The organism is Erysipelatoclostridium sp. DFI.2.3 (assembly GCF_019132535.1).
Classification (GTDB): domain Bacteria; phylum Bacillota_I; class Bacilli_A; order Erysipelotrichales; family Erysipelotrichaceae; genus Clostridium_AQ; species Clostridium_AQ innocuum.
Map to the genome: position 1 here is coordinate 87,471 of NZ_JAHOOJ010000005.1, position 14,150 is coordinate 101,620.

The following is a 14,150-nucleotide window of genomic DNA, read 5'->3' on the forward strand; positions in this document are numbered from 1 at the left end:
ATTTAGCTTCATATTATCACACTTCCTTGTGGCTTCAGTATAGCATGCTTTCGTATAATCTACAATGCAGCTGCCGTAAAAAGAAAGCTATGCAAGGTAGCGCACAATGTATAAAATTAGAAAGCAGACCTCCAAAATGCCAAAGGGGATGATCCACAGGTAGGCAGCCCCGACATGAACAGATGCAGGAGAAACATGCTGTGTGCGGATGGGAATTCCTGCTTCCTCCTGTGCAATCAGCTTTTGTTCCTGCTGTACAAGCTGCTCCTTTTGTTCCAGCAGGTAAACCCGGCTGTTCAGGACGAAGTAGCATGTGGTGAGAAGCAGGGCAAGCATGATGGTCAGCATCCATTTGCCAGGTATGCTTTTAAGTCTTTTCATAGGTGTTCTCCTTTTCATCATGTTGTGTTAAACGTAGTATAGCATGGCTGCTGCAGCGTGACAAGTTACGGAAGGATGGTTCGACCTGCGGCATGTACAGAGCACAGCAGTGTAGGAGATAAAGCAAGTACAGCTGCTTATATAAGAAATCTATGTTGAAGCTTGTTGCTTCGCCGTTATAAAATTCAAGCTCGATGGAAGTGTCTGAAGCTGAGACCTTCGCGAGTTTCAAAGTTATCTGTTTAGTTCCATTCACATGCTGAAAAGCAACGCTTTCTACCTCTGTGATTTTCTAAGCGTATTGACAATATCGTTAAACGATAATATAATGATAACAGAGATATATCGTTAAACGATATTGGAGGTGGTGCTGTGCCGAAGAAACAGCTGGAAACATTGACAGAGCCAATGTACTATACGCTGATTGCGCTGCTTCAGGCACGCTGCGGGATGGAGATTACAGAGTTTGTTCTGAAGCTGACCAGGGGAAGAGTACACCTAGTACCGGGAACCCTGTATACCATGCTGTCGAAGTTTGAAAATGAAGATATGATTCGGGAAACGGAGTCGGATGGCAGGAAACGGTTCTATCTGATTACAGAAAAAGGAAAGGAAATGCTGATGCAGGAATACAGGCGCTTGAAAACCATGCTGCAGGATGGGGAAGTATGGATTGAAAAGCAAAGCGATGAAAAGGAGGCGGCATCATGAAACGAAGGAAGAAAAATGTATGGCTGATTGTATATCCGTTTGAATACCCGGCTTTACAGGCATATCTGAATGACATGGCGGAGAAGGGCTGGAAGCTGGTAAGCTTAAAAGGGGACCGCTCCTGCTGGCTCACATTTGAAGCGGATGCTTCACAGAAGGAGTATTACCTTGTGGACTATACAAAGGATTACTCCATGATTATACCGGATTCAGAAACAGCGGATGCCCATAAGTATCGCACCTTTGTTGAAGAATTCGGGTATACGTTTGTCGGATCAAATGGCCCGCTCATGGTGTATCGCTGCGATGATCCTAACCTTACCTTGCGTGAGGGAACACAGGAGGATCGCCGTATCATGAATGTGAGTATGCATAAGACAGCTGTATGGCTTTTCATATCATGGGCGCTGTATGTACTGCTGTTGCTGCAAAGCTATCACGGACTTCTTTGGAGCATGTACGCCGATGGTTCCCAGTTTCAGAATTTTCTTTTGATGGCCGCATTGAATATTACATGGCTGATCCATCTTCTCCCTTACTTTATATGGCTTGTGCGCAGAAGGAATATGACCTCTTCAAAAATGCTGCTTCGGCAGTCAAGAATCGTGTATGGCAGTGTAGTGCTGCTGATCTGTATGCTGATCGGCTCTTTGTTCACAGTCAATGTTCTTTATGTGATCGCATTCACTGTGATCTTTCTGGTCTTCGGCTGGCTCATTTACCGTTTTTGGAAAACCAGATACCCAATGGGATTCAAGGTGATCGGCAGTATAGCACTGCTTTGGGTAACCTTTGCGATCGGCGTGAATATCACACTTACCAGCACCTATGATTCGCTTTCGTTTCAAAAGCCGATGGAACAGACAAGGTTATCGGATTTTGTCCTGCAGCATGTAAATACCGCAGGTCTGACTCTGGACAGCTACAGCGAATCTTCCATGCTGAGCGAGCATATGTCCTTCAGTGCCTACAGTGAGAAAGAGGATGCAGCGGATAAGAATTTGTATATTGATTGGTATCGCATCCGCGATGGGTTTTTCAGGGATTGGACGAAGCGCCGTTATCAAAGTGAGAATGGAATGGAGCAGATGTGCAGGGGATATGGTGAGCCGATAAAGACACAGGGGGTCACCATGTATAAGGGAGAGTATGAGGTGTTGTTCATCCGTGATGATACGTATGTATGTATCAATGACGATTTTTTGCTGGATGATGACGGATGGAAGCTCATACATGAATTGTTGAATCTGTGAAAATATTTTCAGAAATAAAATGAATAAAAATTGAAAAATGTGTTGAAAGTGTGGTTTCTTCGTGGTATACTGTAAGCAAATTTCATAAGAATCTGCCAATGGACTTTTTATTCAGAATCTTTGTATGAACGTGTCGAGCTCATCCTCCTTATTTATAAACTTTCCTAATTACCGTGATTCGAAATAAAAAGTACACATAAAAATCGCCAATGGCGGTTTTTTTTGTTATAATATGATACGATACTGTTTTGTGTGCTTTTTAAAGGATAGCCCACAGAACATATAAGGAAAGGTGAATCGCATGAAGGCTAAGCATATTCTGATGATGGCGGCAGTACTACTGCTGGATCAGCTGAGCAAGTGGGGCGTACAGACGTCCATGCAAATAGATGAGAGCTTTGACGTAATTCCGGGATTTTTCAGAATTACGTATCTGCACAATACAGGGGCAGCCTGGAGCATGCTGGAAGGAAAGATGGTTTTCTTTTATCTGATTTCCATTGTTTTTCTGATTGGCATGCTGTATTTTTACCGTACTACAGATCACAGGGACAGACTGACACGCATTGGTGTGGTATTGATGATGGCCGGTACACTGGGAAATTTTATTGATCGTCTTATTTTCCAGTATGTTCGTGATTTTCTGGATTTCATTATCTTCGGATATGATTTTCCGGTATTCAACGTCGCTGACATATCACTTTGTGTCGGTGTAGGGCTCATTGTTTTATCAATGGTTCTGGAAACATATGGAGGTCGTAGGATATGCGCGAAATAAAGATTATCGCCGCTGCAGAGGATGCAGGGGCTCGCATTGATAAATACATCAGTGAGCAGGAGGATTTATCCCGCAGCCGGGTGCAGGCGCTGCTGGCTGCGGGAAGCATTCTGGTCAATCAGAATGCGGTGAAGGCAAATTATAAGGTGAAGGCAGACGATTGCATTACGGCCGTATTCAATGATGAAATGGAAATGGAAGCCCGTCCGGAAAAAATGGAGCTGGACGTGCGATATGAGGATGAAGATGTGATCGTCATCAATAAGCCAAAAAACATTGTCGTGCATCCTGCTGCAGGAAATCAAAGCGGGACACTTGTCAACGGACTGCTGTATCACTGTAAGGATCTTTCCGGAATCAATGGTACACTGCGTCCGGGAATCGTGCATCGCATTGATAAGGATACAACGGGACTGCTGATTATCGCTAAAAATGATCTCGCCCATGCGTCATTGTCCAAACAGCTGCAAAGCAAGACAGTGAACCGTTTGTATTATGCGCTGGTACACGGTGTGATTCAGCATGATTTCGGTACCATTGACGCGCCGATAGGACGGGATGTGAAGGATCGCCAGAAGATGGCGGTAACGGCAACCAACTCAAAGGATGCGCGTACACATTTCCAGGTGATTGAGCGATTTGAAAATTATACCCTGGTGGAATGTCGTCTGGAAACCGGACGAACGCATCAGATACGTGTTCATATGCAGTATATCGGACATCCGGTAGTGGGGGATGAGAAATACAGCTATCGCAAGACCATGCAGACAAACGGACAACTCCTGCATGCGCACCAGCTTACCTTTCAGCATCCGAGAACGGGGGAAGTGATGACAGTGGAAGCAGAGCTGCCGAAGCAGTTTGCGGACATACTGGAAGAACTGCGACAGGAATCGAGGTGACTGGATGCAGATTAGTGAATATGATTTGTTTGCCTATCAGCTGCTGCATTACCTGGTCGTACAACAGCATTATCGCATTGTAAGGGTTCAGCAGCACAAGGATGATCTGTGGCTGATGAATGAAAATCATCAGGTATATCCGGTGATCCGCATTTCATCCAGCGGCAATGCCGGAACCTTTGCGGACACGGATTATGTGCGCAACGTTCACCGCATCATACTCAATCTGATGCACAGAGAGGGACCGATGCTGATATTGAATACCAATCCGCAATCCAGTCCGGTGCACAATGCGTTTCTGACACAGATTTGCATCACTCCTTCAGCCCTCAGTGAACCGCAGCTGACCAGCGTCTTTCATGGCATTGACCGTGTCGTGCATCGCGTGGCAGATCCGGATAAGGAAAGCAGTACACTCATGGCTCAGGTGGAAGAGGCAGAGCTGAAGCAGCAGCAGGATTTCATAAAAAAAGCGCGTAAGAAAAGTATTCCACGCTGCACAGTTGCTATAATGGCGATTTGTACGATATTTCTCGTACTGGAATATCTACTGGCCTATCTGGACGGTAATATGGAAAGTGCCATCGTGGCTGTCGGCGGTTACTATAAGATGAGTATTGTTGCGGCGCATGAATACTGGCGTATTCTCAGCGGCGGCTTTGTACATAACGGTGTTGTTCATTTCGTCATCAGCCTGTATGCCCTGTATGCGACCGGAAAGCTGTGTGAACAGCGTTTGGGAAGAGGCTGGTATATGGCGGTTTTTCTTTCCTCTGTGATTTTGGGGAATGCTGCACAGCTGATTGCGGCACCCAACGGGATTGCGACTGGTATGAGTGCCGGGATCTTTGGTGTGGCGGCAGCCTATCTCACCAGTCAGCTGCTGTCGCATACACTGCGACATCCACTACTGCGTATTCCGCTGTATAACTGTATGGCAATTCTGGCCGTACTCGCACTGGTGCCCTCGGTGTCCTTTATCGCCTGTATTGCGGGGATTCTGTGCGGAATTCTGTACGGCTTATGGATGCATGGCAGACAGAGTGAATCCGGTATGAAGCAGCATGCCTGTCTGGCGCTTGTTCTGTATGCGGCAAGTCTGTTTGCCTATGGTGCTGCTGTGGATACGGTTGCACCGCTGGATCGGCATTTGGATGAAGCCATAATCAGTGTTTACCGTCATACACCGCTCAATGCCTATGCAGAATATCTGCAGGAGCATTTTCATCAGCAGTATGAAAAAACAGGAGGTATTTAATGAAACGGGAAGATGTACTAACTTGGGATGAATATTTCATGGGACTGGCGCACCTGAGTGCCAAACGGAGCAAGGATCCTTCCACACAGGTGGGGGCTGTCATTGTCAGCAGTGAGCATCGTGTTGTCAGTATCGGCTATAACGGATTTCCAAACGGCTGCAGCGATGATGAGTTTCCGTGGGATCGGGAAGGGGATTTCGGTAACACCAAATATCCCTATGTCGTGCATGCGGAGCTGAATGCGATTTTAAACAGCAAACATGATTTAAAAGGATGCAGTATTTATGTGTCGCTGTTTCCATGCAATGAGTGCGCAAAGGCGATCATACAGAGCGGAATCAGCCGTATTGTGTATGAGTCCGATAAGTATGCACATACGGAAGGGACGATTGCCAGCAAGCGGATGCTGCGCAGTGCGGGGGTAGAGCTGGTACAGCTTCCCTATGCCATTGATTTGCAGGTATCCAGAAAAATCAATCCGACAATACGATAAGAAGGTTCAGGCAATCATAGGACCAGCATTCCTTGTGTGAATACCAATTGTTCGCTGTGCATTTATGCGATTGTTATGTATGCTCGTACTTATAGAATCCGTCAGTATGAAGAAAAGCTATTTCACGATAAAAGTTTAAGTGAAATAGCTTTTTTGTTATATGCTGGTATTCATATGATATCAGAATTTATGATTGCTGCATTTTCGCAAATGCAAATACACCGTGTTTTTTGAAATGTTCAAAAGCTTAGCGATAACTGTAACAGCGTCTTTGATTTGGAAAATTCCTTTATTATACAGGTCATAAATAATTTCTTTGTTTTTATTTGACGAGCTTATAGCAGGGTCATTGTATATCCTCTCTTTTACGGTATTTAATGTTGATGTAATCATATCATCTACATTACTGGCAAAGGTTTCTGTTGCGGAATCGTTTTCTGCTGTGAGAGTTTCTTTTTGTACGAACGTATGAATGAAATCATAAAAACTGATATTCATATAAAAATTCATACACAATAAACCGATAATGCGGTCATTTTCTCCTTTGATGGCAATCGTTGTGCTTTTCAGAGGTTCTCCCTTTGCATTGACCGAATAATAGGTTTCCTGTTTCGAGCTGTTCTCACTGAACTTGATGAGAAAGTCTAATGCCTTATCTGTAATCGGGGCACCGACCTTTCTGCCGGTATGCTCACCATGGTTGATATAAATGACGGAGTGCTGAAAGTCCTCCAGACTATGAAGCACGATTTCATAGGCCTCTCCCAAATAGTTGCCCAGACCTTCAACCATTGAGCGGTAGCTTTGCAGAATCATCTTATCAATCAGGGTTAATTGAACTTCTTGTGGTTTCATGGTATCCTCCACTCCCTTCGCTGTCTATTATAGCGTACTAATTTCATTTATTCAAAACAATTTCAAAAAAATTCATTAAGTAAACTAAATAAATGCGAAAATTGCTTAATACTGCTAAAGTTTTGTAATCTTAAAATATAATTCATCTAACAAATGATAATTATTTTATTTACTAAAATAAAATAATGTATTATAGTATAGGAATAAAAAATATTTCATTAGAAAGGAGAAAGGAATGAACAAAATTATTGATGCCGATAGCGCACCTGCTGCAATCGGCCCCTATTCACAGGCAGTCACGAATGGCAATTTGTTGTTTGTATCCGGACAGCTTCCGATAGAACCCGGGCAGGGGGTGATCGTGAGCGGGGATATTGCTGAACAGGCAAGACAATCACTTGAAAATGTGAAGGCGATTTTGGAAAAGGCCGGCTATGAAATGAGGGATGTTGTAAAGACGACATGTTACTTGACAGAAATGGAGAATTTTGCTGTGGTAAATGAAATTTATGCTGAGTATTTTGTAGGAAATTATCCGGCAAGATCCTGTGTATCCGTGAAGGAGCTTCCGAAACAGGCATTGTTTGAATTAGAAGTTATTGCGTGTAAATAACAAGGAGAGAACTTATGAAAATTTTGTTAATGTGCGGAGCAGGTGCGTCCAGTGGTTTTATGGCGCAGGCAATGCGAAAAGCCGCAAAAGAACAGGGAATTGAAAATTTTGAAATAATTGCACGAAGTGAAGCAGAAATGATGAACAATTTACAGGGGACAGATCTTGTCATGTTTGGTCCTCATCTAGCGTTTAAAAGGGAAGCGCTTGAAAAGGATTTAAAAAAGTTTAATATTCCGTTTGCCTTTATTGACAAGGATGCGTATGGAAGTATTGATGGAGCTGCCACGCTGAAGCAGGCATTGGATGCGTTGCGGGAAGTAAAAAAGCCTGTCGAAGAAATCTCTGTAAAAGAGGAAAAACCAACGCAGAGCAGTGAGGCTTCGGAGGAACCGGCGAAGGGCTTTATGGGATGGATTACCAAATCACTGGCTCCTAAACTGGATAAGCTTACACAGAATATTTATATATCCGCAATACAACAATCCATCATGAGTATTCTGCCAATGATTATGATCGGTTCAGTTTCCTCAATCGTCGGTGTATTCCGTAACTTTGAGGTGATGAGCTGGATTCCGGATATCTCCATGCTGAATACATATTCCTTTGGCTTGATTGCAGTATTTCTGGCTATTCTGGTACCGATGAAGGTACTGGAAAAAAGAGGAAATGAAAAATTGAAAATTTCTGCGATGCTGACCAGTCTTGCTCTCTTCTTTATCATCACACTTCCGGTTATTGACGGAGAAGCCGGTACGATGAATTTCATCATGGATAAAATTGGAACAGGTGGTATGCTGACAGCAGTTGTGACATCCGTTTTTACAGCATGGATTTTTAATTTTGCTTCTAGGCACTCTATGTTTAAGGAGGATACGGTTATGCCGGATATGGTTGTGGCATGGATGGATGCACTTGTTCCTGTAACAATCACACTGGCCATCGGTTTATTTATTATGAGCACCGGATTTGATTTACCACTGTTTATCCGTGGCTTGTTTGCACCGATTTCTTCCTTTGGACAGACCTGGCTTGGTCTTGTTATGATTTGTTTCTTCACCTGCTTCCTGTATTCCTTTGGCTTTACCTGGATTCTGTTCCCCATCGCATGGGCAATCTGGATGGAGGGTATGGATGCCAATATGGCTGCGGTTGCGGCAGGACAGGCGGCGTCAAGTATTAACCTTATGGAAACGGTAATGGGAATCACCTATATCGGTGGACAGGGGTGTACGCTTGCATTGGTTCTGATGTGTATGCGTTCAAATGTAAAAAAACTGAAATCCATCGGGCGCGTTTGTATCTTCCCTGCAATCTTCAATATCAATGAGCCAATTGTGTTTGGTGCTCCTGTTGTATGGAATCCGATCCTTATGATTCCACTGTGCCTTAATTCAATTATTATTCCAAGTCTTATGTATCTTGTTATGCGCATCGGCCTTGTTCCTATTCCGAGTGCACCTATGCAGATGTGGTATCTTCCAAATATCGTACAAGGCTATCTGACAACGAACAGTATGTCCGGGGTTATTCTGGTAATTGCATTGTTTGCTGTATCCTGGCTGATTTGGATGCCATTCTTTAGGGTATTTGAAAAACAGCAGTACAAAGAAGAGCTGGAAAACAGAAAGGAAAGGGAGATCATATGAAATTAGAAAATGCGCAGGCGGCAATGCAGATCATCCTGCATGCCGGCGATGCCCGCTTGAAAACAGCAGAGGCATTAAAATCTTTAAAAACCTTTGATATAGAACGTGCAAAGCAGCAGCTTTTGGATGCAAATGAAGATATTGTGGCTGCGCACCAATCACAGACAGCCTCTCTGCAGGCGGAATCAAATGGAGAAGAAATTGAGTATTCGATTCTATTCACACATGCACAGGATACGTGTATGACCGTATGCAGTGAAATCAACATCGCACAGCAGCTCGTGGATATCTGCGAAGCAATTGATGAGCGGTTTAAGAAATTGGAAAAATAGAACCGGAATTTTTGGCAGAGTTTTCTGCCAAAAATTTTAGAATTGGAGGAACGATATGAATTACTTTGATAACAGCAACATTAAGCTCGATATATTAAAAAAGAAAGCATACAATCTGCGCTGGGCGGAGGTAGCGGATGGAACTATCCCACTCACTGCTGCCGATATGGATTACCCATGTGCTCCGGCGATTAAACAGGCATTGCTTGCGTACGTGGAGGAAGGCTATTTCTCCTATACACCGAAACTGGGCCTGCCTGCGTTTAATCAGGCATTTTCAAATTATGTGAAGGAAACAAAGGGGGAGGAAATCAAAGCGGAGCAGGTACTGGCGGTAGACAGTGCAGCAAGAGCGATGTTCATCGTGGCGAAGGCTTTTTTGAAGCCTGGAGATGAAATGATTGTCTTTGATCCCTGCGATTTCCTTTTCCGGGAATCCTGTTTAGCGGCTGGAGCAACTCCAATCAGCTACGCAGCAAAGCTTGATACGGAGAATAGGAAAATGGATCTTTCAAGACTGGAGGAGTGCATAAGCGAGAGAACCAAAATGATTGGATTGTGTAATCCGCATAACCCATACGGTCTTGTCTATACGAAGGAGGAGCTGGAGGCAATCATGCGATTGTGTGAGAAACATGATCTACTGATTATGAACGATGAAATATGGTCGGATATCCTGTATCCCGATGCACAGTTCAACAGCATTTATTGTTTAGGCGAGGAGCGCTGTAAACGCGTAGTATCTGTATTTGGGTTCTCTAAGAGCTTTGGTCTTGCCGGATTGAGAATTGGCTGCGTTTATGCGAACGATGATGAAAAATTCCAGAAGCTGGTTGATGCTTCCGATGTGCTGTCTACTGCGGGTGGTGCTACCTCACTATCGCAGATTGCCGCGATTGCGGCTATGGAAGAAACGCAAGAATGGCGTGCGGCATTTTTAAAGCATATCACAAAAAACCGGGATTATGCAGTGGCGTTTATCAATGAACATATTCCGGGCTTACATGCCTACAGACCACAGGCGACATTCCTGCTGTATGTAGATATTCGGGAGCTTCATGTTACAGGAGCTGAATTTGTCGAATTTCTGAAAGAGGAAGTGCAGCTGGCGATTGTACCGGGAGGACACCAATACTTCGGTGATGAGTCGGAGGGGCATGTTCGTATTTGTCTTGCCACCAGTATGGAAATTCTCAGCGAAGGTCTGAATCGATTAAAAAAGGGTGTTGAAATGCTAATAGAAAGGAGAACACAGCATGCATAAGATACAGTTTCCGGAAAATTTTTTGTGGGGAGGGGCAACTTCCGCCTATCAGTGTGAGGGAGCCTGGAAAGAGGATGGAAAAGGCTTTGCGGTCACTGATTTGTTGACAGCGGGAAGTCGAGAAATCCCAAGAGAGTTTACACCAGTTGAAAAGGATTGTTATTATCCGGCAGCGATAGCTATTGATCACTATCATCATTACAAGGAAGATATCGCGTTGTTTGCGGAAATGGGATTTAAGGTATACCGCATGTCGATTTCCTGGGTAAGAATCTTTCCCAACGGTGATGACGAGGTGCCCAATCCTGCTGGTCTTGCATTCTATCATAAAATATTTCAGGAGTGCAAAAAATATGATATCGAGCCGCTGGTTACCATTTCTCATCACGATGTACCGCTGGCACTGGCATTGAAACAGGATGGATGGCTAAGCAGAAAGACGATTCCTGCCTTTGTCACGTACTGTAAAACGATTTTCCGCGAGTATCGGGATGAAGTGAAGTATTGGATCACGTTTAATGAAATCAATATGATGACAAATTATTTCGGCGATATATATACAGGTGGGATTCTTTCTAACGGAACCCGATATTTGGATATCGCACAGGCGAGTGAGGAGTCTTTGTCTGCAGATAAAATGACGAAACGCTTTACGGCTCTGCATCATCAGTTTATCGCCAGTGCGCTGGCTGTACAGGCAGGTCATGACATCAATCCGGACTTTCAAATCGGTTCCATGGTTGCGGGGGATGCGCATTACCCATATTCCTGTAACCCCGTGAATGTCATTGAAGCACAGCAAAGCATGAACCGCCTCTGGTATTGTGGGGACGTGATGGTACGCGGAGAATATTCCTATGCCAGCAGACATTATCTGAAAGGCAAGGGTGTCGATATAGAAGCACTTGGAATCACCGAGGAGGACAAGTGTATTTTGAAAAAAGGGACGATTGATTTTCTGGCATTCAGCTACTATACATCCGGCTGTCATGCAGTGGATGAGCATCATGAAACAACTGCAGGTAATTTCTCTTTAGGGGTTGCCAATCCGTATCTGAAAAAATCTGACTGGGGCTGGGTGTTTGATCCGCAGGGGCTTCGCTGGATGCTGAATGAGTTGTATGGAAGATATCATATTCCGGTGTTTATCGCTGAAAACGGCTTAGGCGCAATTGATGAGGTAAGTGAGGATGGAAAGGTTCATGATCCTTATCGTATCCAGTATCTGAATGAACATGTGTCCGCAATGCGGGATGCATTGGAGGATGGTGTTGATTTGCTTGGGTATACGTGGTGGGGACCCATTGATCTGGTTAGTGCATCTACCGGTGAAATGAAAAAGCGTTATGGGTTTATTTATGTAGATATGGATGATCAGGGGAAGGGAAGCCTGAAAAGAATCAGAAAGGATTCCTTCTATCATTATCAAAAAATCATTCAGACAAACGGCAGCTGCATTGAGTAGTGTGCCTGTAAGGAAGAGGGATATGCAGAAAATTGTTTTTACAACGGTTGAAACGCATACATTGGGAGAACCTACCCGCATTATCACTTCTGGCTTTCCAGATATACCGGGCATTACAATGATGGAGAAAAAGGAGATCCTTGAACAACGGTATGACCATCTGCGCCGTGCCTTGATGTGTGAGCCGAGGGGACATAAGGATATGGTTGGGGCGCTTATTCTGCCTGCAGAGCATACAGCATCTGCATTCGGTGTTGTTTTCATGGATGCGAAGAGATGGGTAAATATGTGCGGGCATGCATCCATCGGTTGTGCTATGTATGCGGTGGAGGCCGGGCTAGTACCTGTGTGCGAACCGCATACAGAGGTTGTGATGGATACGCCATCAGGAACTATATGCGCAAGTGTAAGGGTGGAGAATAAAAAAGCGCAGGAGGTTACCTTGCATAATGTTCCTTCATTTCTGTTTGCTGATGAGGTAAAGGTAAGGGTAGATGGCAAGGAATATAGGGTTGCGATTTCTTTTGGCGGTACGTTCTTTGCTTTGTTTGATGCTGCACAGCTTTCATTGCAGCTGGATGCAAAGGATATTGAGTTTCTGATACCCTTTACAAGGAAACTGCTGGCTCAGCTGAATAAGCAATATGAGATAAAGCATCCCTCACTTGCAATCACACGCGTTGTAAATGCTGAATATTATGTAGCTACTGGAGAAAAGAAACAGAAGAATATCGTTATTGCCGAGGAAGGTCAGATCGATCGCTCACCATGTGGGACAGGAACAAGTGCAAAGCTGGCATATTTGCATGCGAAAGGAAACTTATCTGCAAACGAAATTTTTGTGAATGAAAGCTTTACCGGAGCAAAATTTTATGGACGGTATGAAGCGGAGGATGTTATCGGACACTATCGTGGTATTCAACCGATGATTACAGGTAGTGCCTATATCACGGGGAAGGCAGTATATGTGATCGATGAGAATGACCCTTTGACCTATGGCTTTACGATTTGAGTCTGCTTTTGCATCATGATTTATAAAAAGATACAGAGGGCCTTCGAGTTTTGCTGGCCTTCTGCCCTTTTATTGATTCTGTCTTTCTATTTCATTTGTGCTTTGGCAGATGAAGGCATACGAAAAACCCGTTTTCTGTTCATGCAGGAAACGGGTTTGTTTTAGCCTAAGGCTTTTTTTGTGTTTGCAAAATGCAGCTTGGCAACCTGGAGCAGTGCCTCTTTTCCGTGCATTGCCACAAACTCACGAATATTCTGATCCACCTTGCTGCCGGCACCCTTCAGAAAGGTGAAGTCGTACTGCTCACACATCGCATCGAAGGCCTTCAAAAACGCATACCGGGCAATGATTGATCCGGCTGCAACCGACAGATACTTATTTTCCGCCTTGGTTTCAAAATGAATATCATAGACGACCTCGCGCTCATGTTTCAGATAGCGGTAATAGGAAGTCTTCTGCACGAACTGGTCAATGATGCAGAACTGCGGCAGTGATCCCATCTTTTTACGCAGATGTACGTAGGCCTGGTTATGCATACGGGATTTAATAGCAACCATATTATTTTCACCGTGAATTCGATTATAGGTGGCATTGTCCAAAATCAAAAGACTGTGAGGCAGTCGTTCCATCAGCTTGGGAGCCATGCGCCGTATGGCGGTATCATCAATGGCCTTGGAGTCTTGTATCCCAAGACTGCGTAAAAACTCCACATCCTCATGACGGACACAGGTTGCACAAACGGTCACGGGACCGAAATAATCACCGGTCCCAACCTCATCGCTGCCGGCCTGCGGATAGATTGCTTTCGGCTGTCCCTGTGTTTTTTTTGCTGTTGTCCCGCTCTGCGTTTTCTGTATGGCAGACGGGGCAATCAGCGCTGCACATTCCTCGGCGCCATTTCCCTGAAATACGAGCTTGCCGGACTCATAAGCGGTAATGACACAATCCCTCGTCTTGATCTGATAAATCGCATAGGGCGGTGTCTTACGGATTTCCGCAGTTTTCAACCGCTGCTTCAGCGCCATCATGCTGGATCGATCTGTCTGTATGGTACATGTTCCCATGGTATTCCTCCTCATAACTTTTCCATTTTAGCATAAAATGAGACAACAGGATACAGAAATCGGGTGTTCCCATTCATTTTTTTATGCGTTCATGGTAAAATAATGAGACGGACAAAAGA

Annotated in this window: 15 protein-coding genes; 12 read left to right on the top strand and 3 right to left on the bottom strand. The window is 44.4% G+C overall.

The annotated features are described in order from the left end of the window. Window positions 1–87 precede the first annotated feature (87 nt). On the bottom strand, window positions 88–381 hold the full coding sequence (locus tag KSZ58_RS06855; protein ID WP_022300727.1) for a hypothetical protein: 294 nt from the start codon (window positions 379–381) through the stop codon (window positions 88–90). Window positions 382–753: 372 nt separating this feature from the next. Here KSZ58_RS06855 and KSZ58_RS06860 point away from each other — a divergent pair, with 372 nt between their 5' ends. The 6 genes from KSZ58_RS06860 to KSZ58_RS06885 all read left to right on the top strand — a co-directional run bounded on the left by KSZ58_RS06860 (window position 754) and on the right by KSZ58_RS06885 (window position 5,777). Continuing rightward, complete coding sequence (locus tag KSZ58_RS06860) at window positions 754–1,092, top strand: PadR family transcriptional regulator (RefSeq protein ID WP_008817444.1); 339 nt, start codon at window positions 754–756, stop codon at window positions 1,090–1,092. Continuing rightward, on the top strand, window positions 1,089–2,345 hold the full coding sequence (locus tag KSZ58_RS06865) for a DUF2812 domain-containing protein (RefSeq protein WP_021420228.1): 1,257 nt from the start codon (window positions 1,089–1,091) through the stop codon (window positions 2,343–2,345). The genes KSZ58_RS06860 and KSZ58_RS06865 overlap by 4 nt, the downstream gene beginning before the upstream one ends. A gap of 301 nt (window positions 2,346–2,646) precedes the next feature. Further along, window positions 2,647–3,123 carry a signal peptidase II gene (gene lspA, locus KSZ58_RS06870; protein ID WP_002608770.1) on the top strand — a complete coding sequence of 159 codons (477 nt, stop codon included), beginning with the start codon at window positions 2,647–2,649 and terminating at the stop codon, window positions 3,121–3,123. Continuing rightward, window positions 3,111–4,025, top strand: a complete 915-nt coding sequence (locus KSZ58_RS06875; protein ID WP_217752644.1) for an RluA family pseudouridine synthase — start codon at window positions 3,111–3,113, stop codon at window positions 4,023–4,025. The genes lspA and KSZ58_RS06875 overlap by 13 nt, the downstream gene beginning before the upstream one ends. Before the next feature lie 4 nt (window positions 4,026–4,029). Continuing rightward, window positions 4,030–5,283, top strand: coding sequence for a rhomboid family intramembrane serine protease (locus KSZ58_RS06880; protein WP_008817441.1), 1,254 nt, complete (start codon window positions 4,030–4,032; stop codon window positions 5,281–5,283). Then, complete coding sequence (locus tag KSZ58_RS06885) at window positions 5,283–5,777, top strand: dCMP deaminase family protein (RefSeq protein WP_002608773.1); 495 nt, start codon at window positions 5,283–5,285, stop codon at window positions 5,775–5,777. Before KSZ58_RS06880 ends, KSZ58_RS06885 begins: the two co-directional genes overlap by 1 nt. 180 nt (window positions 5,778–5,957) lie before the next feature. On the opposite strand, the gene KSZ58_RS06890 is transcribed toward KSZ58_RS06885, so the two are convergent. Continuing rightward, window positions 5,958–6,632, bottom strand: a complete 675-nt coding sequence (locus KSZ58_RS06890) for a transcriptional regulator (RefSeq protein ID WP_002608774.1) — start codon at window positions 6,630–6,632, stop codon at window positions 5,958–5,960. 235 nt (window positions 6,633–6,867) lie between these two features. Between KSZ58_RS06890 and KSZ58_RS06895 the strand changes: the two genes are divergently transcribed. Genes KSZ58_RS06895 through KSZ58_RS06920 form a run of 6 tightly spaced genes read left to right on the top strand, consistent with a single transcriptional unit; the run spans window position 6,868 to window position 12,967 of the window. Next, window positions 6,868–7,245, top strand: coding sequence for a RidA family protein (locus KSZ58_RS06895; protein WP_002608775.1), 378 nt, complete (start codon window positions 6,868–6,870; stop codon window positions 7,243–7,245). Window positions 7,246–7,259: 14 nt separating this feature from the next. Then, the gene (locus KSZ58_RS06900) at window positions 7,260–8,894 is read left to right on the top strand and encodes a PTS transporter subunit EIIC (protein WP_008817440.1); all 1,635 of its coding nucleotides are present in this window, start codon (window positions 7,260–7,262) and stop codon (window positions 8,892–8,894) included. After that, window positions 8,891–9,226, top strand: a complete 336-nt coding sequence (locus KSZ58_RS06905; RefSeq protein WP_002608777.1) for a PTS lactose/cellobiose transporter subunit IIA — start codon at window positions 8,891–8,893, stop codon at window positions 9,224–9,226. The genes KSZ58_RS06900 and KSZ58_RS06905 overlap by 4 nt, the downstream gene beginning before the upstream one ends. A 55-nt stretch (window positions 9,227–9,281) precedes the next feature. Then, window positions 9,282–10,490, top strand: coding sequence for a pyridoxal phosphate-dependent aminotransferase (locus KSZ58_RS06910; protein WP_008817439.1), 1,209 nt, complete (start codon window positions 9,282–9,284; stop codon window positions 10,488–10,490). Then, window positions 10,483–11,955 carry a glycoside hydrolase family 1 protein gene (locus KSZ58_RS06915; protein ID WP_008817438.1) on the top strand — a complete coding sequence of 491 codons (1,473 nt, stop codon included), beginning with the start codon at window positions 10,483–10,485 and terminating at the stop codon, window positions 11,953–11,955. The genes KSZ58_RS06910 and KSZ58_RS06915 overlap by 8 nt, the downstream gene beginning before the upstream one ends. A gap of 22 nt (window positions 11,956–11,977) precedes the next feature. Then, a complete protein-coding gene (locus tag KSZ58_RS06920; RefSeq protein ID WP_008817437.1) occupies window positions 11,978–12,967 on the top strand; it encodes a proline racemase family protein in 990 nt (329 codons plus the stop codon). 161 nt (window positions 12,968–13,128) lie between these two features. Here KSZ58_RS06920 and rnhC read toward each other — a convergent pair whose 3' ends face one another. After that, window positions 13,129–14,031 carry a ribonuclease HIII gene (rnhC, locus tag KSZ58_RS06925; protein WP_008817436.1) on the bottom strand — a complete coding sequence of 301 codons (903 nt, stop codon included), beginning with the start codon at window positions 14,029–14,031 and terminating at the stop codon, window positions 13,129–13,131. Window positions 14,032–14,150 lie beyond the last annotated feature (119 nt).

Bases quoted from the DNA above. Each gene is read 5' to 3' on its own strand.
- KSZ58_RS06855 (WP_022300727.1), bottom strand. From the start codon at position 381: ATGAAAAGACTTAAAAGCATACCTGGCAAATGGATGCTGACCATCATG.
- KSZ58_RS06865 (WP_021420228.1), top strand. From the start codon at position 1,089: ATGAAACGAAGGAAGAAAAATGTATGGCTGATTGTATATCCGTTTGAA.
- lspA (WP_002608770.1), top strand. From the start codon at position 2,647: ATGAAGGCTAAGCATATTCTGATGATGGCGGCAGTACTACTGCTGGAT.
- KSZ58_RS06875 (WP_217752644.1), top strand. From the start codon at position 3,111: ATGCGCGAAATAAAGATTATCGCCGCTGCAGAGGATGCAGGGGCTCGC.
- KSZ58_RS06880 (WP_008817441.1), top strand. From the start codon at position 4,030: ATGCAGATTAGTGAATATGATTTGTTTGCCTATCAGCTGCTGCATTAC.
- KSZ58_RS06885 (WP_002608773.1), top strand. From the start codon at position 5,283: ATGAAACGGGAAGATGTACTAACTTGGGATGAATATTTCATGGGACTG.
- KSZ58_RS06890 (WP_002608774.1), bottom strand. From the start codon at position 6,632: ATGAAACCACAAGAAGTTCAATTAACCCTGATTGATAAGATGATTCTG.
- KSZ58_RS06895 (WP_002608775.1), top strand. From the start codon at position 6,868: ATGAACAAAATTATTGATGCCGATAGCGCACCTGCTGCAATCGGCCCC.
- KSZ58_RS06900 (WP_008817440.1), top strand. From the start codon at position 7,260: ATGAAAATTTTGTTAATGTGCGGAGCAGGTGCGTCCAGTGGTTTTATG.
- KSZ58_RS06905 (WP_002608777.1), top strand. From the start codon at position 8,891: ATGAAATTAGAAAATGCGCAGGCGGCAATGCAGATCATCCTGCATGCC.
- KSZ58_RS06910 (WP_008817439.1), top strand. From the start codon at position 9,282: ATGAATTACTTTGATAACAGCAACATTAAGCTCGATATATTAAAAAAG.
- KSZ58_RS06915 (WP_008817438.1), top strand. From the start codon at position 10,483: ATGCATAAGATACAGTTTCCGGAAAATTTTTTGTGGGGAGGGGCAACT.
- KSZ58_RS06920 (WP_008817437.1), top strand. From the start codon at position 11,978: ATGCAGAAAATTGTTTTTACAACGGTTGAAACGCATACATTGGGAGAA.
- rnhC (WP_008817436.1), bottom strand. From the start codon at position 14,031: ATGGGAACATGTACCATACAGACAGATCGATCCAGCATGATGGCGCTG.